Raw genomic sequence first — 22,581 nt, forward strand, 5'->3', positions numbered from 1 at the left:
AGAGGGTTTGCGCGGTTAGAGGCGTCCTTCGATTGAACTCAGGACGAATGGATTAAAAGGGTATTCTGAATCGCTTCTGAAATTACGTCTGCCGGCAAAGATTTATTTTGCGGCGTAATTCTCGAGGCAGGAAAAATAGTTTTTCAGGACGTCGTTTGCATCTTCAGGGTTTACGCTGTCCGATTCCGAGATAATAGCCATTGCCCTCAGTTTGAACTCGTCGCTGATTTTTCCGCCGTAGTTTTTGAGCGCTTTAGCGAGCGTCTCTGAGTCTTGCTCCTCGAGTCCAGTATTCTGAGCGCAAGTTGTAGAGGTTTCAGCTGGATTATCGACTTTCTGTGATTTAATCTTTGGCGACGCGGACTTCCCGCAGCCCGCCGCTGTTATAAAGAGACAGATTATTATAAGCAAATAAGAACGTGTAATTGGGTTCACGTTTAAAATTTTCATAGTCCAATTCTACAGAAAACTCCGGGCTTGTAAAGATGTTTTAATGTTATGGGCGTCCGTGCGGTACGATATTTATATGCTTACTCGGACACAAATGGCAGTCCGGGATATGTAAATGCCTCATAGAATCAACTTCCTGCATTGTAAGTCACCCAAACGCCGATGTTTGGAAAAGCGGTGACAAATATTGTCAATCAATCTGTACAATATTCTCATTCTCTCACAAAACATGTAGTAATACCGGTAGGTTATTAAATAATTCCTGTGGCATGGCGATTGCTTAATTCTTCAAAAGGGGTAACTGTGCACCTATTATCCTGTTTGCGGTCTATTAATGAAGACTTCGAGCCGTAACTTACAATCGGAGCATGTATCCTTTCCCTGGGGGCTTCTTATAGCGGTTCTTGCGGTTAGCTCGCTTCCGTTCGCCCTGTCGCTTCTCGGCGCAGGCTTCAGGTTCGGAGATATGGATTTTTCGGAAGCGTTTAATATGGCCGTGAGTGTTATAATTGCCGTCGCGCTGTTTACGGGAATACTCTGCCTCGTACATTATGCGATAGAGAGGAACAGATACACATTTCTTTTGGGCGTCTCGTTTGTGGGAACGGCCATAATCAGCGGGTTTCAGCTTTTCACCGCCCGCGTATTCGATAATACACCGTACAGTGAGTTTGTCATTTTTGCCTCATCTTCAGTGGTAGACCTGTTTCCGGCGGTGATTATCCTGGCAGGTTCGCTGATGCTCCTCGGCGGGCGTCCTTATGAGGATTTCAACCGACGGACCGGGCTGTTCCTTATATTGAGTTCGGTGATCATAGGGGCTTCTATCGCATTAATATATTTAGTGGCAAAACCGGGCGCAGTTTCAGGCGCGCTTGGTCCGCGTTCCATGTCGTCGAATGTCTGGGCGCTCATCCCCCTTGTATTCGTTCTTGCCGCCGGCTTGGCGGCCGAAATTTGCGGAAGGAAAAAAAGGACGTTCTTCTCCTACATACTCCTTCTGACGCTCATACCGCTTCTGGCCTCTGAGCTATATATCATTCTCGTTTCATCAAACCTTTCCGGCGAATACTTCCTGTATTCGGATTTCCTTAGAGTTTTCGCGTGCTTTGTCCCGTTTCTCGGACTTGTGGCGGATTACGGGAGGAATTACCGGGAGAAATCCTTGACGGAGAGGGCATTAATAGAGTCCGAAGCAAATCTCGAACATGAGAAAGAACTTAACAAAACCGCTATGGCGGAGCTCGAAGAGAGAATCAGAGAATATAAAGCGTCTGAGGAATTCCATCAAACTGTATCGGAGAGCTCACCAAACGGTATATATATAATCTCGGGCGGCAAGTTCGAATTCGTGAATTCCAGGTTCGCATCTATTACGGGTTATGACAGGGACGACCTTATCGGAAGCGGTATCGATGAAATAGTATTACCGCAGGATCTGGAGGCGCGCGAAACTGGCGCTCGGGATATGATGGACGGTCTGGGCATTGCCCCCTATCAGTACAGAATCGTAAACAAAAACGGTGAGACTGTATGGATATCGGAGACGGTTACGAAAATCAATTACAGCGGCGGCGGGGCTGTTTTGGGAAGCGTGTCCGATATTACCGAGACGAAGCATGTCGAGGATATGCTGAGAACGCTATCCAATACTTCACCACTGGGTATATATATTGTCCAGGACGGAGAAATACAATACGTCAATAAGCAATACTGCGAACACACGGGCTATGGGGAAAAGGAGCTTCTGGGTACAGTTGCCGAGAGAATTATTCTTCACGTGGACCGTGAGCCCACTAAAAAAAACCTGAGGCAGATGATCGACAGCGAGACCGGCGCGCCCTATGAATACAGGATCCTCAGCAAGAGCGGAGAAGTTAAATGGTTCATGGAGACCGCAAGAAAGATTAAATACAGGGATAGGAGCGCGATACTGGGGAGCGTTGCCGACATAACGGACAGGAGAAGGGTAGAGACAATGCTGAGAACCCTTTCCACGAGCTCCCCGATCGGGATATACATTATCCAGGACGGCGAGTTTAAATTTGTTAACCCGCAGCTGGAGAAACAAGCCGGTTATAAAGAGGAAGAGCTTCTAGGGAAGAAATCACTGTGGTTCGTTTACGGGGACGACAGAGAGTCGGTCAGAGGGAAGGCCATCAGGATGCTCAAGGGGGATATTCAGGCCCCGTATGAGTACAGGATGGTCAAGAGGGACGGAAGTATTGTATGGTCAATGGAGGTGGTGAAGTCGATTCAGTACATGGGCAGAGAGGCTGTGCTCGGAACAGTGATGGATATATCCGAGCGAAAACAGGCGGAAGAGCTGTTCGAAACCCTTTCAAAGCGTTCCCCGATCGGGGTTTTCATAATACAGGATTCCAAGTTTCAGTACGTGAACCCTCAGTTCGAGGAGTTTATGGGACACTCGCGCGACGAGCTTATCGGGACAAATCCTTGGAAACTGATTCACAAGCAGGACCGCGAGGAGGTCAGGGAAAAAAGCAGGGAGATGCTGGATGGAAAAAGGCATGCGCCCTACGAGTACAGAATCGTCAATAAGCAGGGCGAGATGAGATGGGTAATGGAGACCACGACCTCTATACAGTACCGCGGCAGACATGCGGTACTGGGAAGCTTCATGGACATTTCAGAGCGCAAGAAGACGGAAGTCGAGCTAAAAGAGGCAAAGGAAGCGGCAGAGGCGGCAAGCCAGGCTAAAACCGAGTTCCTAGCGAACGTGAGCCACGAGATACGAACGCCGCTCAACGCCATAATGGGTATGACGGAGCTTGCGCTCGACACTGAGATAACCGACGAGCAGGAAGAGACACTCAGTGTAATACAGTCTTCCTCCGAATCTCTTCTGGGTCTCATAAACGATATCCTTGATTTTTCACGTATAGGAGTCGGGCAGATGGAGATAGAAGAGTCTTTTTTCAGCGTCAGGGAGCTTGTGGAAGCAGTTGCGGAAACACACTCGGTAAGGGCTTTTGAGAAGGGCATTGAGCTCGTTTCCTATGTGGAGCATGATGTTCCGGACAGGCTCAAGGGGGACATGAAGCGTATACGACAGGTTTTTGACAACCTCGTTGTGAATGCGGTTAAATTCACGGACAGTGGGGAGGTGTTCATAAAGGTTGAGAACACGGGACAGGTGGATGGAAACCGGTTCGACATTCACTTTACGGTCGCCGACACCGGCATAGGAATTTCAGGCGAGCACGGGGTGAAAATATTCGAAAAATTCTCACAGGTTGACAGCTCTACCACAAGGACCTTCGGCGGGGCCGGGCTCGGACTAAGCATCTCAAAATCGCTGGTCGAGCTTATGAACGGGAAAATCTGGTTCGAGAGCGAACTCGGAAAAGGCACGAAATTTCATTTCAGCCTGCCGCTCAAAGTTGATTGGGAAAGAGAGGGCGGGGTCAGTAGAATGAAGCCGGATTTTCCCGGCGCAGCCGTTTTGGTGGTGGATGATAATAAGACAAGCAGATTCATGCTTAACAAGACTCTTTCTCTCTGGGGTTTGGAGGTAATGGAGGCGGAGACGGGAAGCGCCGCTTTGGAAGTTCTGGAGAGTATGGATAATAAGCTGGCCCTGGTGGTAGTGGATAATCTTATGCCCGACATGAGCGGGGTCGAGTTTGCCGGGCGGGTTAGAAAAAGGCTGGGAGATGAAATAAAAATGCTCCTTCTTACTTCACGGCGAGGCAATAGCGGCTCCGAGGTTAGAGACGCGGGAGTGGATGAATCTATAGTCAAGCCTGTAAAGATTTCAAAGCTGCACCAGGCGGTAAGAAGACTCGTTAACGGAGATATGAGCCGGAGCGGAAGAAAGGCTGATATCTCCGGCGGGAAGTTTTCAGGGTCGTCCGAGGCAGAAGAAAAAATTACTCCCCGGCTCCTAGTTGTGGATGATACGCCGGATAATCAGAACCTGGCAAAGCGGATACTCGAGATCGGCGGTTACAAAGTTGACCTCGCGTCGGGCGGGCGCGAGAGCGTGGCCGCCGTGCGGGAAAACGAATACGACCTTATTTTGATGGACGTGCAGATGCCCGAAATGGACGGCTTCGAAGCTACAAGGAGTATAAGGAGCTGGGAGCGCTGTGAAGCAAAGGAGAGGACTCCTATAATCGCTGTCACCGCGCACGCTATCGCGGGCTACAGGGAAAAGTGTCTGGAAAACGATATGGACGATTATATAACGAAGCCGCTCAAGAAGCGGGCCCTCCTCGACATCGTGAGCAAATGGCTCAACGACAGCATCTACGTAAACGGGTCCTTCGGTCAGGACCCCGGTTCCTGAACTCCCTTAAAGGACATTCCCGTCGGTATAAATATCATTTTCTTTGGGCAGAAGCGAATTTCCGTTTAGAATATTTTCTGAAGAGTCCCTTAAAAAAAGGAGTGACGGAAATTGAGTGATAAACCGGCGCAGCTCGAAGAGTATGTGCTTAGAGAACTGGAATCGAGAGGGATTAATCCCGATACCGTAATTTCCCAGCTGGAGATGTTCAGAAAGGGGCTTCCCCCTGTAGAGCTTGCGCGCCCGTGTACGCTCGGCGACGGCATTGTCTCTATAGAAGGTGAGGAAGAGCGGTATGCCCGGCTTTTCGAGGAAGCGTCGGGAGATAAGAAGATAGTGAAGTTCGTACCTGCGTCCGGGGCTGCCAGCAGAATGTTCAAGGAGCTTCTCGCGGTGCTGAACAGGGCTGAAAGCTTGGACAGGCGGGCCCTCGGAGAGGCTGCCGATAGGGGTGATGAGGAAGCCGAAAAGGTTCTCACCTTTATAAATAATCTCGATAAATTCGCATTTTTCGACGACCTTCGCGGCTCGCTTGAAAATTCCGGCTACGATTCGGAGGCTGTTTTAGCGGACGACGGTTGCGTTCCGGAGATTCTCGAGCACCTGCTCCTTGAAAAGGGGCTTAATTACTCGAACCTTCCCAAGGGGATAATAAAATTCCACAGCTATCCCGGCGCCCGGAGGACGGCGTTTGAGGAACATCTTGTAGAGGCGCTTAACTATACGCGGGACGAGGGAGGCAGGGCGCGCGCGCATTTCACTGTCTCTCCGGAGCATATGGAGAACGTAAAGGATCATATCCGGGACGTAAAGGGAAACTACGAAGATAACGGGGCGACTCTAGAAATTAATTTCTCCGTTCAGAAGCTTTCTACTGATACAATCGCGGTGGATATGGATAATAGACCGATTCTGGACGAGGAGGGAAAGCCCGTTTTCAGACCGGGCGGCCACGGGGCGCTGATAGAGAACCTGAACGACCTTGACTGCGACATAGTGTTTATAAAGAACATCGACAACGTAGTGCCTGACAGGATAAAAGGGCAGACATACCTTTATAAAAAAGCTCTGGGCGGTTATTTGATAGAGCTTGAGCGGCGGGTATTTTCGGTTCTACGCCTGCTGGATAGAGGCGCGCCCGAGGATGACGTAACAAAACAGTTGAGGAATCTCAAGGACATGGGCATCGATGTTACTATTCCCAAAAACCTCGACGGCTCGACACGGGAGGAGAAAACAAAGTTTATCCGCTCCGGGCTTATGAGACCCATAAGGGTATGCGGAGTTGTAAAGAACGCGGGGGAGCCCGGAGGAGGGCCTTTCTACGTGAGAGGGAGCGGCGGCTCGTTGAGCATGCAGATTGTGGAATCGGCACAGGTCGATATGAATTCCCCCGGGCAAAAGGCGGTATGGGAATCCTCCACCCATTTCAATCCCGTTGACATCGTGTGCGGACTCAGGGATTACAAGGGCAGGGCCTACAATCTTACAGAGTATATAGACCGTGACGCCGGATTTATAACGATAAAATCAAGGGACGGAAGGGAGTTTAAGGCCCTTGAGCTACCCGGCTTATGGAACGGATCCATGGCTTACTGGAATTCTGTCTTTGTAGAGGTTCCTCTTATAACTTTTAATCCTGTAAAAACGGTATTCGATCTGCTGCGGCCCGAGCATCAGCCCGGTTAGGTTGCGGCTTGTTTACAGACAATTGGTAGCAGGTGTATTATTAACTAATAAGATACGTTCTAATTTTCAGGGGGCGCATTCGATATGTCGGGCAAATGGTATCAGAAAGAAGTAGTGTACATAGACCCGGATTTTGAAGATCTGATTCCTTCTTTCCTCGAAAGCAGACGGAATGAAATAGGAATCATCAGGGAATGCATTGTCGTTTCAAATCTGGCGGAGGCACAGAGACTCGGCCACGGAATGAAGGGCGCAGGCGCAGGGTACGGATTCCCTGAAATAAGCGCTATTGGAGCCAAGATAGAGGAAGCCGCAAAAAGCAGGGATACGGCAGGCATGGAGGAAGCTCTCGATATGCTTGACGAATACCTTTCAGTGGTCGAAATACGCCCCGGCGAATCCGATTGATCCAGCAATCCTGTAGCCGGGAATATTCCCCCTTTCCACGTATTAAGCTTATTGGTTAAAATATCGGGAGATGCCGGAGCCGAACAATACCGTAACGGTTGATCTGCCGGTCGTCCTGCCGAAGGATACCGGAGGGATTGCGGGATATTTCTCGGAAGCGCTCCGGTATATCGATCGGCTTTATCAGTCGGAGCTTACGGGGGGGATTACCCCTTCACGTGAAAACACCCTTTGGAAAGGGCTTACGGATAAGCTCAGCCAAGGCTCCGGATACCTTGCGGGTCCTGAAAGAGAGGCTTATGAGGCTGGGGTCTATTCGGTTCAGAAAGGAATATTTGATCTCTATCCCCTTTTTGCGGGCAACTCTAATTCAGGCGGGATTGAGCTCATAATCGGAAAGGTGTTCTCTTCCGGGGGCGGCGGGAAGAGATTCTACGCCGGAGCGGCGGGTGTCTTTAACCGGAATTTCGACAACACAATAAAGGAATATGACAGCCGTCTGCCGCTGTTTGCGGATAAGCTGACGGATTTGCAGGGCTCTGTGGTCTACTCCCCCGGCAAACAAGTGCCTGAGATAAGCTGTATTGATGTATTTTCACTCGCGGGCGCGCTCGACGTTTCTCATAAGCCGATTTGTATTTTTTATTCAGGGGGCAGTAAGGAAAATCTCTCTTCCCTTTCTCGAATGACGGTTTTCATTAATCTCTACGCGGCAAGGTTCAAAGCCCTTACGGAAACAATCGCCCGACGTTATATAAACGCCTCCGGGGGACTGGAGGAACTCACTTATGAAGATACCGCGAAGCTCCTGTTGATATGGCTCAGGGGGCATGACGTCGGTCATTTTATGGGGACTGATTGTCTGGGAAAGGCGATGTCTGAATTAGACAGGGATTATATGATTCTCCATGAGCTGAAATCGGATATGATCGCGCTATATAACATGAGGTGGCTTGCGGACGGCCTGCTCGCTGACGGGCTCCTAAAGCAGGCTTATCTTGTTTCCGTTGCGGAGATGCTGAGATATATAAGAAGGGGCGGATGCTACATCCATCCCGATACCGGCTCCGCCTATCTTACCTACCGGATGTTCAGGGACAAGGGGGCAATTGGTTTCGACGAGAAGACGGGGCGATTCCAGGTCGATCTCAAGCTCTTCGAAGACGCTGTGGAGGAGTGCGCCGGCCGGCTGATCAAGCTGTTTTCAGACGGCGACATCTTAGGGGCGAGGGGCTTAGTAAACTCTTGGGGACGGCTGGCTCCTGAAAAAGACGGTCTCCCACAAGGATGCCCTGATGAGCTTCGTTTGTTAATGACGGATACGGACCTGCCGTTTTACACAGACTTCAACTTTTCGGTGAGCGGTATGTCCTCGGGGGCTCGGAAAGCGAAGCGGTAGGGCTTTGCGCGCTCGCTGTTAAAGATATTAAGCGACGGTATTCTAAATCGGTACTGTCGGGTATATAATATATGTGCCCGGCAAAATGGAGAGCCGGGAGCTTATGTCCGGCAGGAGGATGAATTCATGAGAATTGTCGCCGCTTCGATCCTTTTTCTCGTTATGAGCGCTCAGTTTGCGGGCGCCTGGGACAATCTGAGAGATTTTGTATTCATAGAAGAAATGAACGTACCGGACGAGATCGAGAATTATGATTCCGTCGAATACGTGACAGGGAAGAGCGAGAGGCACTACAGGCTTGCGTGGGAGCGGGAATATAACGAGGATACTTACGTCAACCAGTGCATTAACGTGCTAAAGGACCAGGCCGTGCTTATCGGCGCAAACTCTGTTCTGAATATGAGCTGGTACCTCGAGAGGGAATACCCGGACAACTGGTTTACGGTCGTCTGCCAGGGTCTTGCCGCCTGGAAATACTAGGCGCGAACCTCTATACACAGAGGTATCGGCACGTGTACGGCACTGTGGTTATTCTTGCCTGCCGTTAGAGTTCAACTGTATAAGCCGGTTGCTACGAGTAATCCCCGCCGCCGGGCCGGATTCTTCTGTTCACACCTTCAATATTCTGATGTACGATGGGAATAAAGATTCAAACCACCCCGGTTTTCCTTTGTTCTGATTTGATAATTACAATTTCAATTGTAATATCCGTTCTTCCGATCTGAAGGACGGCTGTACAATCGATAGGGGCACTTAGGAACGAATACGAGAATAGAAGATTGGATTTGCTCTATTCGAATATGAGCATTAAAATTACATCGGATAACTCACTACACGGTATTGTTCGCTAAGGGAGGAAAGGATTTGGAGAAGGGAGATATAATGCCGCTTTCCGAGATTTTCGGAAACGACACCCAGGGGAGGCTTATATTCGATCTTGTAAGAGCCATAGTTTCCGACCGGATGAAGATTACGGCTCTGGAAAAGCTTCTCATTGATAAGGGAATTATGAGCCGGGAAGAGCTCCAGGACAGTTATGACGAAATAATGAGTGTGAGCTCGGATGACGTCATAAACGATGTGCTTCAGCAGTTCGGCAGCGGTAATTCGGATTTTTAACCTAGTGGTAACCGGGGGGGGGGGTCGGGGTCAACCGGATACATTCGTCATACTAATGCCTTCATTTTGCGTAGAGCGGTTTCTATTTGAATCCTGCCAATAACTCTACTGCTATACTATTAATGAGCTCACCTCGCTGGAAAAAAAGCGGCTACCGGATAATTCCCCATATAAGAGAGGACTTTGCTTCCTTAAACATCATATAAAAAATTTAAATTCGTGGATTCATTTGAATTATCCGCCGGATACTTATATAATCAAGGTAAATTCCGGGTGAGATATCCGGATTCGGGCGTTAATTCCTGCAATCGATATGAATGAGGAAATTCCAAACACGGCTTTGGTGAACCTGCTTCAATACCCCAGACTGGCGAAATCCTGACATGATTCAATACAAGGTTGAAAATATAACGCTTACCGATGACGAGAAATCCTTTCTAGTCGATTTGACCATAGAGCTAGAAGATCTGGAATCGGCCACCGACCCTGTTTTCATCTCGCTTTCCTTCCCCCTCGCCAATGAGTCGAACGATCTTGAGGAGATAAAGGAGAAAGCTGTAATACACGCAAAGAGTCTCTTGAAAAGGGTGCTCCTGGAGGACGCTCAGCGGGAGCTTTTCTAACAGATTTTTTTAATCGGACCTAAAACAACGCTTCCCGGCAATCTAGGTTGCCCAGCGTCTTATTATATCGGCACAGGTCACTTCAAGTTAAACTCTAGTTTTCAACAATTTGTCCTTTCAGCCCCGAGAGCATGCTGAGTAGTTCCCCCTTTTCCTTTTCAGGCACTTTAAATTCATCTAGAATTCCCACTAGAATCTCTACAGAGACATCCCAATCACTATCTGTTATGCCCAATCCCGTATGAGCAACCTTCATATTTTCACCAAGGTATAAGCAAGGCCCGCCGGTTGCTTTACAAATAAAATCCACAGTTAATTGTTGTGCCTTTTGCTTCGATTCTGTATTCAGCCCAATAAAATATTTTCCAAGCTGCTCGTTTTCGATCATGCGGGCAAAAAGCTGGGCGGTCACCGCCGCTATGGCATCATAACCGCCTAGACGTTTGTATAAAGATTCTTCCTTTTGCTCCTGTGCCAGGACGCCTGACAAGCTAAAAGATACAAAGAGGAAGAAAACTAACGGGATGCTGAGACTTTTGATATTGTTAAACACATGACACCTCCTTATTTATTTCCCTTAATTTTATTCAACGCTTTTTATAATGTGCTTGCTAATGGAAGAGACCATTTTCCATGCAATGAATACCGCAGATACAATCAACTAATGCGCTGATTACTAGTTATATCGATTATTTTAAATTGAACGTATTTTGTCAAGCTTCCGAAGGAGCCAGAGCTTGTCAAAAACCTGACCTAACATGTTTTTTTATTGTAGCGTGGGCAATTCGGGTTATAGAAGACGAATGAATCTCCGGAATTAAAATCACCTAATCTAGTTGTAACTACACAGAATTTACAACTGGCTTAAATTATAGCGAGCAATAGTACGTTTGAACCCACTCTTTACAAATTATTCAAAATAAGGTCAATTGTATTCCTAATATATGACAGACCTAAATTTGCCACCTAGAACCGGAATAGTTCTCTTTATTGTTTTTACCCTTATCTCTTTTTCTTTTACAAAAAGCGAAAAAGAAGATTATGAGTTCATAAATGCACCCTGCACATTAAGGACTATGGTTTCGAAGGGCTCAGTGACTTACGGCCTGTCCGCTGGTGATACTGTTCCCAAAAAGCATTTCTTAATCGAACTAAATCAAACGATAATTGTTAATAAGAAGTATAAGGATTTCGGGCTTAGCAATGATAAGCAATTTACTTGCAACTCTGAAATATATTCCCTCGGTTTATATGAACATGATATCAATTATGTATTGATTGTAGAAAACAGCGTTAATCGCTCCCCTCCTTTATTCAGTTCCTGACACTGTATCTTCATTATTTCTAATAACAATAATACGTAAAGATGAAATCTTTTCGTAAATGCTGACTTGCATAAAGGAGGAGTCATATGTCATATATAAAATACAAAGCGGTTTTATTTACGTCCACTCTACTTTTATTACAGTTATTATGTCCACATATATCACCCCGTGCGCATGAGGAGGAGTCGCGCCATATTCAGGGGCTGCACTTCTCACACCCTCTTATTACCGAATCACCCTCCCCAGACACGAAAATAAGGCTCGACTATTTTTTTCTCGATGTAGACGGGGAGGCAGAGGATGAGGAGCTCGGGGAGGAAGGTGAAGGGCCGTCTGGGTTCAAGGAGCACACCGTAAACCTGGAGCTAGAATACGCCTTTACCAGAAACATAAGCATAGAAGCCGACATACCCTATACGTTCCTCGACCCGGATGAGGGTTCGGGTGTGAGCCATTTTAACAATATAGAGATAGGTCTCAAGCTCGCAAGCTTTATCCTGGAGGAGTACGGGATACTCGTGGGGGGAGGCATCGAGTTCGGACTCCCTACGGGGGACGACAGTAAAGGGATAGGCAGCGACAACATATTCGAGATCGAGCCGTTCCTCTCTTTCGGTTATAAGTACAGGATTCTCGAAGTCGTATCGTTTCTTCATCTCGGATTTCCTGTGAACCAGAATAATAATCAGGATGAAGGGGATGAGCTGGGCTACAACCTCTCCCTGCTTGCACACGCTACTGACTGGCTTGAGGTATTACTGGAATTCGACGGCGAGACGGTTCTAAACGGGGAGGAAGACGGAGAATCCGTGCTTAATATAGATCCCGGCATCAAGGTAGCTCCCTTTAGTAACAAAGATATACAGATTGGGTTCGGCGCGGGTTTCCCGATTACGGATGATGAGGAATTCAAGTACAGGCTGATAGCATCTATTTTTTACCATCTGCCGTATAAGTAGAGCCGATCACAGTACATAGTCAAAATTCCGCAGGGCGGTTGTAACTTAACCGCTCTGCGGTAGAAAAGAAGACCGAGCCAAACGTATTTATTTCCTCGTGTAAATGCAACTAGCTGTAATTACGTGGGAAAAAGGTGGCGCGCCCGGAGGGAGTCGAACCCCCAACCTCTTGATCCGTAGTCAAGCACTCTGTCCAGTTGAGCTACGGGCGCGCAGGGGAGTAATAATTTTACCGATAATGGGGAGTTCATCAATAGTGGGGGAATTCGAGCCTGAAGAGCTGATTACAGACTGCGAATACCGGAAATGTGTCGGAACTTATGACACTTTAGATCAAAGTCAAATTGCTTAATAACAAATAACGAGTTTATACAGGGAGTTATGTTATAGCGAATATGGCATAAAATATGCAACTTGTATTTAATATGAAATAACGTGAAAGGGGTGAGTTAAATGGGTAAACTCAACACGGTTGTTTCAATCATAGTTAGCATGATTCTTACTGTTTTGCTATTACTGAGTCTTATGGTTCCTTATGTTTTTGTGCCGATACTTCTTGCTTTTATCTCACTGCTGGCCGTATCTGTTTACTTACTAAAAGAAAGTCGCAATTTGTCTCACAAGCTCGTGATGAAGAAGTTTTACTGTCCGTTCAGGAAGATGGTAGTGGAAGCGAAGTTTCGTCCGAGTATCTTTACATTCCGAACTTACGACGACGTTCTGAAATGCTCTGCGTTTAAAGACAAAGTGAGATGCAAGAAAATGTGCCTGGATATGCCGGAGCTTGAGCTGAATTCCCAGACATCGGTCTGAGGTGAAGAATTCACACTTGCTCAGTGATACATATGCTCGATATTCCCAGAAGGCAGCCTGGAGACGTGTGAAAGCGCGTTTTCAGGCATACATGGCCTTTCCCATATTTTATTACGAGCAAGGGAGAAACCATGTGTAAGCGCAGGTTTTGCGCAGAAACCCTGGAATCAAAGTATTTTTGGGGCTAATAGCGTCCGCTAACAGATAGCATGAGGGGGTTCCTGCTATCCGACGAGGAAGGGAGAAAACGTATATGAGCGCAGATTCTGCGCTGTTTAAATTTCAGGAATTTGGTATATGATATTTGTCCTGTTATGGATAGGCTTGAAGAGAAGCTCGACTGTGAGGTTGGTGATTATCTCAGCAGGGTAGAGAGCATGGATGAGGTGAGGGCGCTCCTTTCGGGAAAAGTTTCCCGTGAGGATTATATCAGGTTCCTGAAGACCTTCTACACAATCGAATATATAAGCCGGAGAGCGGTTTTAAGGGCGGCTGAGAGAACCGGGGAATCGAACCCTTATCTGAGCGAAAGATTCAGGATGTGCGCCCGGGGTGAGCTCGGGCACGCGGAGATCGCTCTGGAAGACCTCTCGGGGATGGGGATAAAGAGTGTGGACATCGCCGATATTCCGCTTGCGGGGAGCTACGACGGCTTCCTTATGGAGGAGGCGGAGAAGTACCCTCTCGGAATACTCGGTCATTCCTATCTCTTCGAGAACGCCTCTGGGATAATGTTCCCGAAGCACAAAAAGCCCGCCTATCCCTCGAAGTTTATAGAGGTTCACGCGAAGGAGGACCCGGGACACTCGCTCGCCATAAAGAGGACCGTGAGGAAGATCGAGCCCGATTTGTCCGCCGATGACGAGGGGAGGATTGTGGGTTTCGCTAGGAAGAGCGGGGATCATTTACTCAGACTTTTCGAGAGCATGGGCGCTTGAGAGATTATCTTAATAGGGGCTCGAAATTTGTTAGGGCAAATTCAAGAAAAGAAGTAGAAGCATCATTGACTTGATTGCCACATGATAAATTCAAGTATTACACCAATGATGGTAAAAATACTAGCTACTATTCCGATAATAATAATCACGGTTTTATATTTTTCCATGAAAGATATTTTATCTTGAAGGTTTATTTTGGTATGAGAAAACTTCGTCATTGCATGTACAGAGAAGAAGAAGAGGGCTATTCCTAATAGTAGTAATATGCCTAAAATATCCAAGCCCCTATGTAATAAAATAGGAAAAAATAATACACTTCCTGCCAAAACTCCTCGAATAAAATAACTCATTTTCGTATGAAAAAACCAAAAGAATGGTCTCCTTTTTCGCAAGAAATCGGTAACTTGAGAAAACTTACCTATGACCAAACTTTCTGAACTGCCAGATACATATAAGGAAACAAAAGAATTATAAAATTTGAGTTGGAGATGACTTATACCTTCATCTCCATTGTTTGTTTTACCGTATTGGTTAATGTATAAATTAGAAAAAACTTTCGGTATTTTCTTATGCTTTAGAAAATCTTCCAGACTATTTTCGTGTATTTCAGTTCCATCAAAAGAGGAACTGATTCTAAAATCATCGCTACCTTTAGTAATAAGAAAATCACTTTGTATAATTTCGACCAATTCAAACAAATCAGATTTATTAAGTCGACAAGGGTGCAAATCTTTTAATTTGGAATATGTGATCATGTTTGATTTTACACACAAACGATCAATTAGGTCATATTATACTAGAATGTTGCTTAATTCTTCAAATAGATATTAGTATTTTCAACGGCATTCATCGGATTTTTTTGCCGCTAATCTCCTATGGCAAACATATCCATTCAGAATGGCGGAGAGGGAGGGATTTGAACCCTCGAAGGGGTTTAAGGCCCCTTACTCGCTTAGCAGGCGAGCGCCTTCGTCCACTCGGCCACCTCTCCTTATCCACTCACTTTTTGGCTCAGTATTTATAAGAAATTAGAACATAAAAAATAACCGCAGGGAAGGGGGGTGTCAACGAAGACGGGCTGTCCGGCCCCTGCGCTTGCTTGCTGACATTCACGTAATTAAATACCCGGTCCGGGCTCGGGGTTAGCGGTCCTAATAAGCGGGGAGGGGGGTATGCGGAAATGAAAAATAGAACACAGTACGAGCCGAAAAGAAGGGAGCGTCAGGATCAGGTTCCCTTGGGAATTGCTCATCCTGACGCTCTATGGGGGGGTATGGGGTTATCTATATAAACAATTGCACTTTTTTACTTCAGACCAGGAATTTCTGACCCTGATGTCGGCAGCCCGGTAACACGCTAAGCTGCCGACATCAGGAGGCTTGCCTGATCTCGAAAAATGCCGAAGTATTGCCGGGTTCAGCAACCAGCACCCCGTCCTGTCTCAATCCCTCGAGATGCAGACGGACGGAGTCGAGCATAAGCTCTTTTGTTTCCTCCAGTGTATCTCCCACGGCGACACAGCCCGGAAGGTCGGGACAGTAAGCCGAAAAACAGTTCCCGGACTGTTCTATTGTTATTTCGTAATGCTCCTTGTTTATTATCTGCTGTGATTCGAGGCAGTGTTTAAGTGAGTAAAAAAGCGCTCCTTCGGGAAGGTCCTTGTCCATTTTACAGTTGATGGTGAGCCTCGATTTTTTGCTCCTCAGCTTAAACTGGCGGTGGCTCCCGCAAATCCTCACGAGATACCATCCGTTGTTCTCTACTAAAAACTTGATCACCTCTCTAACTGTCATGGCTCCATCCTCGCCTTGAGTGAATTTGTGAACTAAACTTTTCTATACGTCCTGTCTGTACATAAGTACGTTGTCGTACTCCTTTCCTACCATATTTTTATCGAGATAGTCGGATATTGCCTCTTCAATAATCTTGGACTGGCTTTTTCTTGAAACAAATGAATAGAGTCTCAATTTTTCATAGAGGAGGGTTGGTATGTATAAAGACCCTCTATGCATTTTATTCGGGTTTGCGCGTTGTTTTATTGTTCCGGCAGTCACAGTTCATTTATAACATCATTACGTAATGATGTCAATAGAGTTTTTTGTTAAGCCTCAAAACTCCCTCTCATGACTTAAATTTCCGGGTTTCGGGGTTTTCCGGGGGCGGCGGACAGGCTTATTCTTGAATTAACCTGTTATTCGTATATTCGGGGGTGCAGCCTATTTGATAAATTGGTGTGATTGCAAGGAGTTATATGGTCAAGATGGTTTTAAATCCATCTCCGTACGCGTTTTTTATACTCCGTATATTCGGAGCCGAATTTCCTCTCCAGATAGGCTTCCTCGCGCATTATGACACCCTTCCGTATCACGGCCATAAAAAAGGGTATTACTATCAGGACCCAGAGGTTGTTTAACAGAAACGCAAGCGCTATTAACAATATGACCATCGACATATACATCGGGTTTCTGGTATAGGAGTAGATTCCGCCTGTAACTACGGCTGTCGAGGGTTTTCGGACGTCTATATTAGTGCCGGACCTTTTCATCCTGCGTTGAGCCGACAGCACGATTATCCCCGACACTAACAGTATGATAATCCCCGATATGAATCTGGCGGACCCATGTATGAAGCTGAGCGGCACGAGCAGATTTATCAGTATGCCGATGGCGAGGAATATGATGAATATCAGTGGCGGCATCGCTATGACGCCGGGGTTGTCATTGTCCGCTGTTGTCATTTTCTTTCCGCTTCCGTATTTCCCCCGCTTTCTCATCTCCGCTTTCCTCCCATTTCTCCCACGCGCGGTGAGGTGGAAAATGATGAGTGGGTCTCCTTCTAATAAACTCAGCAATCATTATCCGTTGCTTCTGATCGAGCTCGCTCGCTATCTTCTTCGACGCGCTTGCGACCTCGGATACAAGCTCTCCCATAAGCTCGTGAAGCTCGGCCACTCTTTGATCGAAAAGTCCGCCGTCGAACTCAGGTGCCGTAAGGACTTCTAATACCTCGTCCCTTTTCCGCTCGATTTTTTTCTTCGTTTCATTGGTTTCACTGTGGAGTTCTTTCATCGTTCTCTCGACGAGTTCACGTTTATCTTCGGGTAGTTCGCCCATCATTTCGTTCATCTGATTATGCATGGTGAGAGGTCCGGTGAGTCTATGGGAAAAGCTCCCGATGATGATGCCGATCAAAAGAACATTCAGCAGAATGGAAAACGCAAGCACGATTCTAAGCGCTTTACTCATAATAAATCTCCTCGTAATATAACAGTCCGGCCAGCTGAGTACTGCTCTCTGCGTTCTCGGTATAGCTGGCATACAAGAATCCGGCGAATATACCGAGTACAAGAAGAAGCGGAAGGGCGATTGCAGGTCTAGGAAGTGGTATCGTCTTAAATACTGAGCCCAGAATATCGAACATTGAGTAATTTTCGAGCGCGGGTTTTTCCATTGCCGCCGTGTCGATGATTCTTCGCTCGAGTCCCGGGGATGCTTCCTCAAAACGCCTCATTGAAAGTGCTTCCTCAAATCGTCTCTCCTCGTTTAATGCTTTCAGCAGGTCGGGCTGCAACGAACAGACCTCTTTTGCTTTTTCTCTCAGTTCAGCGGGCCACTTATCGAGTTCGGCCCCGTATGCCTCCAGGTATATGAGGAATTTTTTTCTATCCATCGTGCAGTCCCTCCCTCTGTGTGGTGCCGGTTATTTTTCTCCTCAAAGAAGCCTTTGCGCGCATGAGGAGCGATTCGACTGCCTTTACACTTACGCCCATGATCTCTGCCGCTTCTTTGTTGCTGATACCTTCGTAAAAGCACAGAGCGAGCGCCGTCTGTTGGGAATCGGGCAGCTCCGCTATGTATGTCTCTATATCGTCTTTTCTTCTCTTCATTTCCACCAACTCCTCGGTGCCGGCGCTCCGGTCCGGATGGTCGTATCCCGCATCTAGCGGGAGTGTAGTTGTCTTTTTCTTCCTGTCGAGGCACGCGTTCGTTACGACTCTATAAAACCAGGTCGTAAACTTCGCGTTCCTGCCGCTGTCCCATATGTTGGGTTTGCTCCACAGCATTAGGAAACTTTCCTGCACCAGGTCCTCCGCTTCTTCCCTGCTCACGAGCATCCGGTATGCTAGCCTGTAATATTTCTCAGTATGCCTTGTTACAAGCTCCGCAAATGCACTGCGGTCACCCTCCTTTTTTATGCGCGCCATAAGCTCTTCATCGGTATGTTCTCTGCTCTCGCTTATCATGGGGGTCAGGGCTTTTATACTTGCGGTCGACTCCATAAGATAATAACATCCGGGCGTACTGAAATGAACAGACGGAAGGGATGGATCTAACACCTCAGCGCGCCCGTTGACGAGTGTAGGAGTTTTAGCTATCAATCATGCGCGCCGCGGTGATGCGGTGCATCGGGAGCTATCCGGGCCAGTATCTCCCTCTCCTGTTGCGTCAGTTGAGGAGCTATCTCTGAAATTGTGTCGGTCAATGTTGCAAACATCTCGTTCATAAGTGAATGCATCTTGTCGGCGCTTGATTTGAATGCATCTTCGTCGAACTCAGCCGCGGTCAGAATAGCTTTCATCTCATTTCGCGTTAATTTCATCTCCTCCCGTAAACCTGCATTCTCTTCCCTCAATGTTTCTAATTCGGAGAGAATTAGTTTCTGCGTTTCTGGAGAGAGTTGTAACAGCAGTTCCATTTTTGCTCCGTGCTCCGGGCTGCCTGTCCAGGGCTGAGCGAAAACCGCTATCGAAGCGGTTAACGCGAGGCCTGATATAGCCGCCATTATCACATATTTTCTCATAACTAACCCCCTGTGTATTTTTGATCTTTAGCCGGCTTTACATCTTTATACGAGCCGGCGTAGAAAAACCTTCGGGGGAAACCCTGGTGGCCGGATCTTAGCCCTCTTCGGCCAGGGGCGGAGTTTACAAACCGCCGTCAAAATGTTATGATGAAATAACTGTCTGGGATTATTGAATATTTTTAGATAGCTCCTCAGGGCGTTTTTTCTCGCCCGAATAATCTGAAAAACTTCATACAAACTCGGTGAGACAAGAGACTTCGTAAAAAGGGAGATATTTCATGGATGTGGAGATTCCTATTCTTAAACAAGAAATTGAACAGGATGAAGAATTCGTTGTTGTAGACAGTGGTGATTTACGTGAAAAAGTGAAGCTTCACGATTACAGGAAAATATATTCCGTGCCCGGTCTGTACGAAAAGATCGTATACGACCTGCTGGAATGTAAATCACCTCGGAAGGTTGCGGAGCTGCTTGAGGCGGAGGTGCAGAAAGAAGAAGGGGAACCGAATGAGCTTAGCGTTCTGGACGTGGGAGCCGGAAACGGCATAGTCGGAGAGGAGCTTAGCAGGATCGGTGTAAACGACATCGTCGGTATAGATATCATAGAGGAAGCCAGTGAAGCCATGAAGCGGGACAGACCGGACATTTACTCCGAATATCATGTGGTCGACCTTACCGACCTTGACTCAGGGGTGAAAGAAAATCTTGAGGAAAAGAATATGAACTGCCTTGTAACGGTTGCCGCGCTCGGCTTTGGCGACATTCCTCCTCTCGCTTTCGCAAACGCGATCAATATAATAAACGACGACTCCTGGGTCGCTTTAAGTATTAAACAGGACTTTTTATCCGATGGGGATAAAAGCGGTTTTTCCTCTTTCGTAGATGAATTAGTTGAAGAGGACGTATTACATATAAGAAATCGGGAAAGTTATGTCCATCGCAAATCTCTCAGAGGGAAAGACCTTCATTATGAGGCCATAATAGCCAACAAATTTCAAGAAATACCGGACCGGATAATTGAGAATCTCTAATGCTTTGTGGAATCCGCATGCCTTCCTGCTTGCCGACTATATAAAGAGCTGGAAGAGAGAAAAGGAATATATCTCAGTGACGGACGCTCACCCGAGGGTCGAGCTGAGACGCGACCGGAAATAGCTACTATCATTTTCCCTCCATCATCAAGTCATACTGTATAAATTACATCCAAGCATCCGTATGGGCCTTGTAAATCTAGTATATCGGCTTTAAGAATCACCCGGCTGGTGTCAGGCGATAAGCCGAAAATTATCCTTGACACCGTAGCAGAATAATATATATTGATTTTGACATTGATTTTCATTTAGCAGATTTTGAGTCTTTGCTTGTTACCAATAATTAATAATTTCATGAAACTCACAAAAAGAGGTAACCGGGACTAAATGACTATACGCGACTTGCACAACAACTCCGAGGCGGTATTTACAGGCTCGAGAAATTACAGTCATGACGGCCTTAAAAAGCTCCAGTCCATGGGTCTCCAAAAGGGCTCAAAGATAAGGGTCAAGAGAATACAGGGGAGAAATATAATTCTCCAGGTCGAGGAGCTGGGCGTGGAGCTGGTTATAGACAAGGAGCTTGCGGGTGAGATGGAGGTTTCCTGACTCTGATTACAGTAGGGCTCGCGGGTAACCCCAATGTAGGCAAAACCACTATACTAAACAGGATAGCCGGCAAAAACCTCAAGGTGGGGAACTGGGCCGGGGTCACCGTTGAAAAATCGGAAGTATTCTTCAAATTCAATAATCATGATTTCCATATTATAGACCTTCCCGGAATCTATGACCTGAACGCTACCACGGACGCGGAGCGGGTAGCGGTGGATTTTCTCAGGGGAGATACACTTGACGTTGTCGTAAACGTGGTTGACCTCTCCAATTTCAAGAGAAACATTTTATTGACCGCTGAGCTCATGGAGCTCGATAAACCTACCGTTCTTGCTCTCAACATGGCGGATGAGTCGAGACGAAGCGGGGTTCAGGTGGATATCCCCAAAGTCGAGTCTCTCCTCGGAGCCCGCGCGTGCTTCACAGTCGGCAAGACGGGCGAAGGCGTCGATACACTTCTGCAATATATAGTGGAGTGTTATGAAAAGGGCGCCGGGCGGGCGACCGTTGATACGAACGGAAACCCGGCTCGGGCGAAAGAAGCGATAACGGATTTCCCTGAAGGTGCTCCTGAAGAGGCCGTCAGCGAAAGGTGGAAGCTCGCGGATAAAGTCGAGAAGGAAGCGACCAGTTTCGCGAGCAGAAAACAGAGCGGCATAACTCACAGGCTGGACAACATACTGCTTCATCCGTTTATCGGCATAATACTCTACATAGCAGCCTTCTATCTGATGTTCAAAATATCCTTCGACTTCTCGGCGCCTTACATGGACTGGATAGACGGCTTCATGAACAACTTTCTTTCTTCTGCGTTCACGAAGCTCGGCATTACGATCGGCCTTCCGGAAATTCTGATCAAGTCCGTAACCGAGGCCATAATCGGGGGGGTCGGATTCGTGATAACCTTCGTGCCCCTTATCGCGATACTCTACTTCTTCATTACCTTCTTCGAGATGTCCGGTTATCTGCCGAGAATAGTCTTTTTGATGGACAGGTTTATGCACCGGATAGGACTTCATGGAAATATGATGACCCCGCTTCTGCTCGGATTCGGATGCAATGTTCCGGCGATAATGGCAACCAAGAACCTGAACAGCCGGACAGACAAAATACTCGTCTCCATGATGATACCTTTTATGAGCTGCCCCGCGAGACTCGTGGTGTTCGCTTTCTTCTCCTTCATATTTTTCGAGCACCCGGCGCTCGTTATAGTGTCGCTTTACGTCGTGGGAATCATCGTCGCCCTCCTCACGGCTCTTGTCCTGAGGCGTTCCTTTCTTAAAGGTCGGAAGTCCAACTTCCTGCTTGAAATGCCCCCCTACAGGCTGCCTTCGCTCAAGACCGTATTTACAATCGTCTGGGCGCACGTGAAGGCCTTTCTTTACAGGGCCGGGACGGTGATATTCGTAGTCTCTATAATCGTGTGGGGTCTTTTGAACCTGCCGCCCGGCATAAAAGGACCCGACCAGAGCTTAGCGGCTTCAATAGGCAAGGCGATCACCCCCGTATTCAAGCCGATAGGTCTTGAGGACTGGAGAGCGACGACATCGCTGATCCCGGCTTTCATGGCCCGGGAGGTGGTGCTGAGCTCGATGGCGGTGATATATAAAACGTCCGAAGCCGGGACATCCGCCGACCGAGGCAACGTAGATATACTTTCTCTCGCCAAAGAGCAGGGATCGGGCCTGCTGGAGAGCGTCGAGGACTCCTTTCTCGCTGTTGCCACACTGGGAATATCGACCCTCAGGGTAGATGAGGCGGAGGAGACGGACGGACTTAAAGAGTCCATAAATCGGGCGTTCACACCGGCGTCGGCCTACTCCTTTATGATACTGCTCCTGCTCTATAATTCCTGCGTAGCGACTGTCACTATTATGATAAGAGAGATAGGGCGGAAGTACTCGCTTCTTTTCCTTGCCGGGAGCTTCGTTATAGCCTGGGTGCTCGCTTTCATAGTCTATAACCTGGCCAAAGCCGTTTGAAATTCGGGGCCTTTGTACTTTACACATCTGTACGCCCGCGCCGCATTTTTACTTGTGCGGACGAATTAAGAGAGGGTCTTTACTCCGGCCCCGATATTTTATATCCTCTATAAATACG

At 47.4% G+C, this 22,581-nt stretch carries 24 protein-coding genes and 2 tRNA genes; 14 read left to right on the plus strand and 12 right to left on the minus strand.

Annotated features, from left to right (window positions below):
* Nucleotides 1-102 precede the first annotated feature (102 nt).
* Complete coding sequence (locus RIG61_11445; protein MEQ9619770.1) at nucleotides 103-450, minus strand: hypothetical protein; 348 nt, start codon at nucleotides 448-450, stop codon at nucleotides 103-105.
* A 334-nt stretch (nucleotides 451-784) separates the two neighbouring features.
* Between RIG61_11445 and RIG61_11450 the strand changes: the two genes are divergently transcribed.
* From RIG61_11450 to RIG61_11480, 7 genes are all read left to right on the plus strand, one after another.
* Nucleotides 785-4,762, plus strand: a complete 3,978-nt coding sequence (locus RIG61_11450) for a PAS domain S-box protein (GenBank protein ID MEQ9619771.1) — start codon at nucleotides 785-787, stop codon at nucleotides 4,760-4,762.
* Between the two features lie 111 nt (nucleotides 4,763-4,873).
* Nucleotides 4,874-6,451, plus strand: coding sequence for a DUF4301 family protein (locus RIG61_11455; GenBank protein ID MEQ9619772.1), 1,578 nt, complete (start codon nucleotides 4,874-4,876; stop codon nucleotides 6,449-6,451).
* An 84-nt stretch (nucleotides 6,452-6,535) separates the two neighbouring features.
* Nucleotides 6,536-6,859 (plus strand): Hpt domain-containing protein, encoded by a 324-nt coding sequence (locus RIG61_11460; protein ID MEQ9619773.1) that lies wholly within the window; start codon nucleotides 6,536-6,538, stop codon nucleotides 6,857-6,859.
* 70 nt (nucleotides 6,860-6,929) lie between these two features.
* Complete coding sequence (locus tag RIG61_11465; protein ID MEQ9619774.1) at nucleotides 6,930-8,258, plus strand: hypothetical protein; 1,329 nt, start codon at nucleotides 6,930-6,932, stop codon at nucleotides 8,256-8,258.
* A gap of 126 nt (nucleotides 8,259-8,384) precedes the next feature.
* A complete protein-coding gene (locus RIG61_11470) occupies nucleotides 8,385-8,738 on the plus strand; it encodes a hypothetical protein (protein ID MEQ9619775.1) in 354 nt (117 codons plus the stop codon).
* A 384-nt stretch (nucleotides 8,739-9,122) separates the two neighbouring features.
* Nucleotides 9,123-9,377, plus strand: a complete 255-nt coding sequence (locus RIG61_11475; GenBank protein ID MEQ9619776.1) for a hypothetical protein — start codon at nucleotides 9,123-9,125, stop codon at nucleotides 9,375-9,377.
* Nucleotides 9,378-9,760: 383 nt separating this feature from the next.
* Complete coding sequence (locus RIG61_11480) at nucleotides 9,761-10,000, plus strand: hypothetical protein (protein ID MEQ9619777.1); 240 nt, start codon at nucleotides 9,761-9,763, stop codon at nucleotides 9,998-10,000.
* Between the two features lie 94 nt (nucleotides 10,001-10,094).
* Here RIG61_11480 and RIG61_11485 read toward each other — a convergent pair whose 3' ends face one another.
* Nucleotides 10,095-10,553: a group 1 truncated hemoglobin gene (locus tag RIG61_11485; GenBank protein MEQ9619778.1), complete on the minus strand. Its 459-nt coding sequence runs from the start codon at nucleotides 10,551-10,553 to the stop codon at nucleotides 10,095-10,097.
* Nucleotides 10,554-11,411: 858 nt separating this feature from the next.
* Here RIG61_11485 and RIG61_11490 point away from each other — a divergent pair.
* Nucleotides 11,412-12,284 (plus strand): hypothetical protein, encoded by an 873-nt coding sequence (locus RIG61_11490; protein ID MEQ9619779.1) that lies wholly within the window; start codon nucleotides 11,412-11,414, stop codon nucleotides 12,282-12,284.
* A gap of 135 nt (nucleotides 12,285-12,419) precedes the next feature.
* Here the strand turns inward: RIG61_11490 and RIG61_11495 are convergent.
* A tRNA-Arg gene (locus RIG61_11495) sits at nucleotides 12,420-12,496 on the minus strand.
* A 241-nt stretch (nucleotides 12,497-12,737) separates the two neighbouring features.
* Here RIG61_11495 and RIG61_11500 point away from each other — a divergent pair.
* Together RIG61_11500 and RIG61_11505 are read left to right on the plus strand one after the other, a co-directional pair.
* Nucleotides 12,738-13,097, plus strand: coding sequence for a hypothetical protein (locus RIG61_11500; protein MEQ9619780.1), 360 nt, complete (start codon nucleotides 12,738-12,740; stop codon nucleotides 13,095-13,097).
* 314 nt (nucleotides 13,098-13,411) lie between these two features.
* Nucleotides 13,412-14,035, plus strand: coding sequence for a hypothetical protein (locus RIG61_11505; GenBank protein MEQ9619781.1), 624 nt, complete (start codon nucleotides 13,412-13,414; stop codon nucleotides 14,033-14,035).
* Between the two features lie 62 nt (nucleotides 14,036-14,097).
* On the opposite strand, the gene RIG61_11510 is transcribed toward RIG61_11505, so the two are convergent.
* From RIG61_11510 to RIG61_11550, 9 genes are all read right to left on the minus strand, one after another.
* The gene (locus RIG61_11510; GenBank protein MEQ9619782.1) at nucleotides 14,098-14,724 is read right to left on the minus strand and encodes a hypothetical protein; all 627 of its coding nucleotides are present in this window, start codon (nucleotides 14,722-14,724) and stop codon (nucleotides 14,098-14,100) included.
* A 209-nt stretch (nucleotides 14,725-14,933) separates the two neighbouring features.
* Nucleotides 14,934-15,026: transfer RNA gene (locus tag RIG61_11515), tRNA-Ser, on the minus strand.
* Nucleotides 15,027-15,405: 379 nt separating this feature from the next.
* On the minus strand, nucleotides 15,406-15,828 hold the full coding sequence (locus RIG61_11520) for a type II toxin-antitoxin system HicA family toxin (GenBank protein MEQ9619783.1): 423 nt from the start codon (nucleotides 15,826-15,828) through the stop codon (nucleotides 15,406-15,408).
* A gap of 42 nt (nucleotides 15,829-15,870) precedes the next feature.
* On the minus strand, nucleotides 15,871-16,047 hold the full coding sequence (locus tag RIG61_11525) for a ribbon-helix-helix domain-containing protein (GenBank protein ID MEQ9619784.1): 177 nt from the start codon (nucleotides 16,045-16,047) through the stop codon (nucleotides 15,871-15,873).
* 254 nt (nucleotides 16,048-16,301) lie between these two features.
* On the minus strand, nucleotides 16,302-16,772 hold the full coding sequence (locus RIG61_11530; GenBank protein MEQ9619785.1) for an isoprenylcysteine carboxylmethyltransferase family protein: 471 nt from the start codon (nucleotides 16,770-16,772) through the stop codon (nucleotides 16,302-16,304).
* Nucleotides 16,753-17,280 carry a periplasmic heavy metal sensor gene (locus RIG61_11535; GenBank protein ID MEQ9619786.1) on the minus strand — a complete coding sequence of 176 codons (528 nt, stop codon included), beginning with the start codon at nucleotides 17,278-17,280 and terminating at the stop codon, nucleotides 16,753-16,755. The genes RIG61_11530 and RIG61_11535 overlap by 20 nt, the downstream gene beginning before the upstream one ends.
* A complete protein-coding gene (locus RIG61_11540; GenBank protein ID MEQ9619787.1) occupies nucleotides 17,273-17,704 on the minus strand; it encodes a hypothetical protein in 432 nt (143 codons plus the stop codon). Before RIG61_11540 ends, RIG61_11535 begins: the two co-directional genes overlap by 8 nt.
* Nucleotides 17,697-18,314 (minus strand): sigma-70 family RNA polymerase sigma factor, encoded by a 618-nt coding sequence (locus tag RIG61_11545; GenBank protein ID MEQ9619788.1) that lies wholly within the window; start codon nucleotides 18,312-18,314, stop codon nucleotides 17,697-17,699. The genes RIG61_11540 and RIG61_11545 overlap by 8 nt, the downstream gene beginning before the upstream one ends.
* Nucleotides 18,315-18,409: 95 nt before the next feature.
* Complete coding sequence (locus tag RIG61_11550) at nucleotides 18,410-18,835, minus strand: periplasmic heavy metal sensor (GenBank protein MEQ9619789.1); 426 nt, start codon at nucleotides 18,833-18,835, stop codon at nucleotides 18,410-18,412.
* 281 nt (nucleotides 18,836-19,116) lie between these two features.
* On the opposite strand from RIG61_11550, the gene RIG61_11555 reads away from it, so the two are divergent.
* The 4 genes from RIG61_11555 (at nucleotide 19,117) to feoB (ending at nucleotide 22,463) form a co-directional block, all read left to right on the plus strand.
* A complete protein-coding gene (locus RIG61_11555) occupies nucleotides 19,117-19,869 on the plus strand; it encodes a methyltransferase (protein MEQ9619790.1) in 753 nt (250 codons plus the stop codon).
* Nucleotides 19,856-19,993 (plus strand): hypothetical protein, encoded by a 138-nt coding sequence (locus RIG61_11560; GenBank protein MEQ9619791.1) that lies wholly within the window; start codon nucleotides 19,856-19,858, stop codon nucleotides 19,991-19,993. Before RIG61_11555 ends, RIG61_11560 begins: the two co-directional genes overlap by 14 nt.
* 263 nt (nucleotides 19,994-20,256) lie before the next feature.
* A complete protein-coding gene (locus RIG61_11565) occupies nucleotides 20,257-20,478 on the plus strand; it encodes a ferrous iron transport protein A (GenBank protein ID MEQ9619792.1) in 222 nt (73 codons plus the stop codon).
* Between the two features lie 5 nt (nucleotides 20,479-20,483).
* A complete protein-coding gene (gene feoB, locus RIG61_11570) occupies nucleotides 20,484-22,463 on the plus strand; it encodes a ferrous iron transport protein B (protein ID MEQ9619793.1) in 1,980 nt (659 codons plus the stop codon).
* The last annotated feature ends 118 nt before the right edge of the window (nucleotides 22,464-22,581 follow it).

The organism is Deltaproteobacteria bacterium, assembly GCA_040223695.1.
Classification (GTDB): domain Bacteria; phylum Desulfobacterota_D; class UBA1144; order Nemesobacterales; family UBA2774; genus JAVKFU01.

Excerpts from the sequence above, each read along its gene's own strand:
- RIG61_11555 (MEQ9619790.1), top strand. The coding sequence starts at position 19,117 with ATGGATGTGGAGATTCCTATTCTTAAACAAGAAATTGAACAGGATGAA.
- RIG61_11465 (MEQ9619774.1), top strand. The coding sequence starts at position 6,930 with ATGCCGGAGCCGAACAATACCGTAACGGTTGATCTGCCGGTCGTCCTG.
- RIG61_11535 (MEQ9619786.1), bottom strand. The coding sequence starts at position 17,280 with ATGAGTAAAGCGCTTAGAATCGTGCTTGCGTTTTCCATTCTGCTGAAT.
- RIG61_11530 (MEQ9619785.1), bottom strand. The coding sequence starts at position 16,772 with ATGACAACAGCGGACAATGACAACCCCGGCGTCATAGCGATGCCGCCA.
- RIG61_11520 (MEQ9619783.1), bottom strand. The coding sequence starts at position 15,828 with ATGACAGTTAGAGAGGTGATCAAGTTTTTAGTAGAGAACAACGGATGG.
- RIG61_11545 (MEQ9619788.1), bottom strand. The coding sequence starts at position 18,314 with ATGGAGTCGACCGCAAGTATAAAAGCCCTGACCCCCATGATAAGCGAG.
- RIG61_11550 (MEQ9619789.1), bottom strand. The coding sequence starts at position 18,835 with ATGAGAAAATATGTGATAATGGCGGCTATATCAGGCCTCGCGTTAACC.
- RIG61_11460 (MEQ9619773.1), top strand. The coding sequence starts at position 6,536 with ATGTCGGGCAAATGGTATCAGAAAGAAGTAGTGTACATAGACCCGGAT.
- RIG61_11565 (MEQ9619792.1), top strand. The coding sequence starts at position 20,257 with ATGACTATACGCGACTTGCACAACAACTCCGAGGCGGTATTTACAGGC.
- RIG61_11445 (MEQ9619770.1), bottom strand. The coding sequence starts at position 450 with ATGAAAATTTTAAACGTGAACCCAATTACACGTTCTTATTTGCTTATA.
- RIG61_11470 (MEQ9619775.1), top strand. The coding sequence starts at position 8,385 with ATGAGAATTGTCGCCGCTTCGATCCTTTTTCTCGTTATGAGCGCTCAG.
- RIG61_11450 (MEQ9619771.1), top strand. The coding sequence starts at position 785 with ATGAAGACTTCGAGCCGTAACTTACAATCGGAGCATGTATCCTTTCCC.
- RIG61_11490 (MEQ9619779.1), top strand. The coding sequence starts at position 11,412 with ATGTCATATATAAAATACAAAGCGGTTTTATTTACGTCCACTCTACTT.
- RIG61_11480 (MEQ9619777.1), top strand. The coding sequence starts at position 9,761 with ATGATTCAATACAAGGTTGAAAATATAACGCTTACCGATGACGAGAAA.
- RIG61_11505 (MEQ9619781.1), top strand. The coding sequence starts at position 13,412 with ATGGATAGGCTTGAAGAGAAGCTCGACTGTGAGGTTGGTGATTATCTC.
- RIG61_11525 (MEQ9619784.1), bottom strand. The coding sequence starts at position 16,047 with ATGCATAGAGGGTCTTTATACATACCAACCCTCCTCTATGAAAAATTG.
- RIG61_11540 (MEQ9619787.1), bottom strand. The coding sequence starts at position 17,704 with ATGGATAGAAAAAAATTCCTCATATACCTGGAGGCATACGGGGCCGAA.
- RIG61_11500 (MEQ9619780.1), top strand. The coding sequence starts at position 12,738 with ATGGGTAAACTCAACACGGTTGTTTCAATCATAGTTAGCATGATTCTT.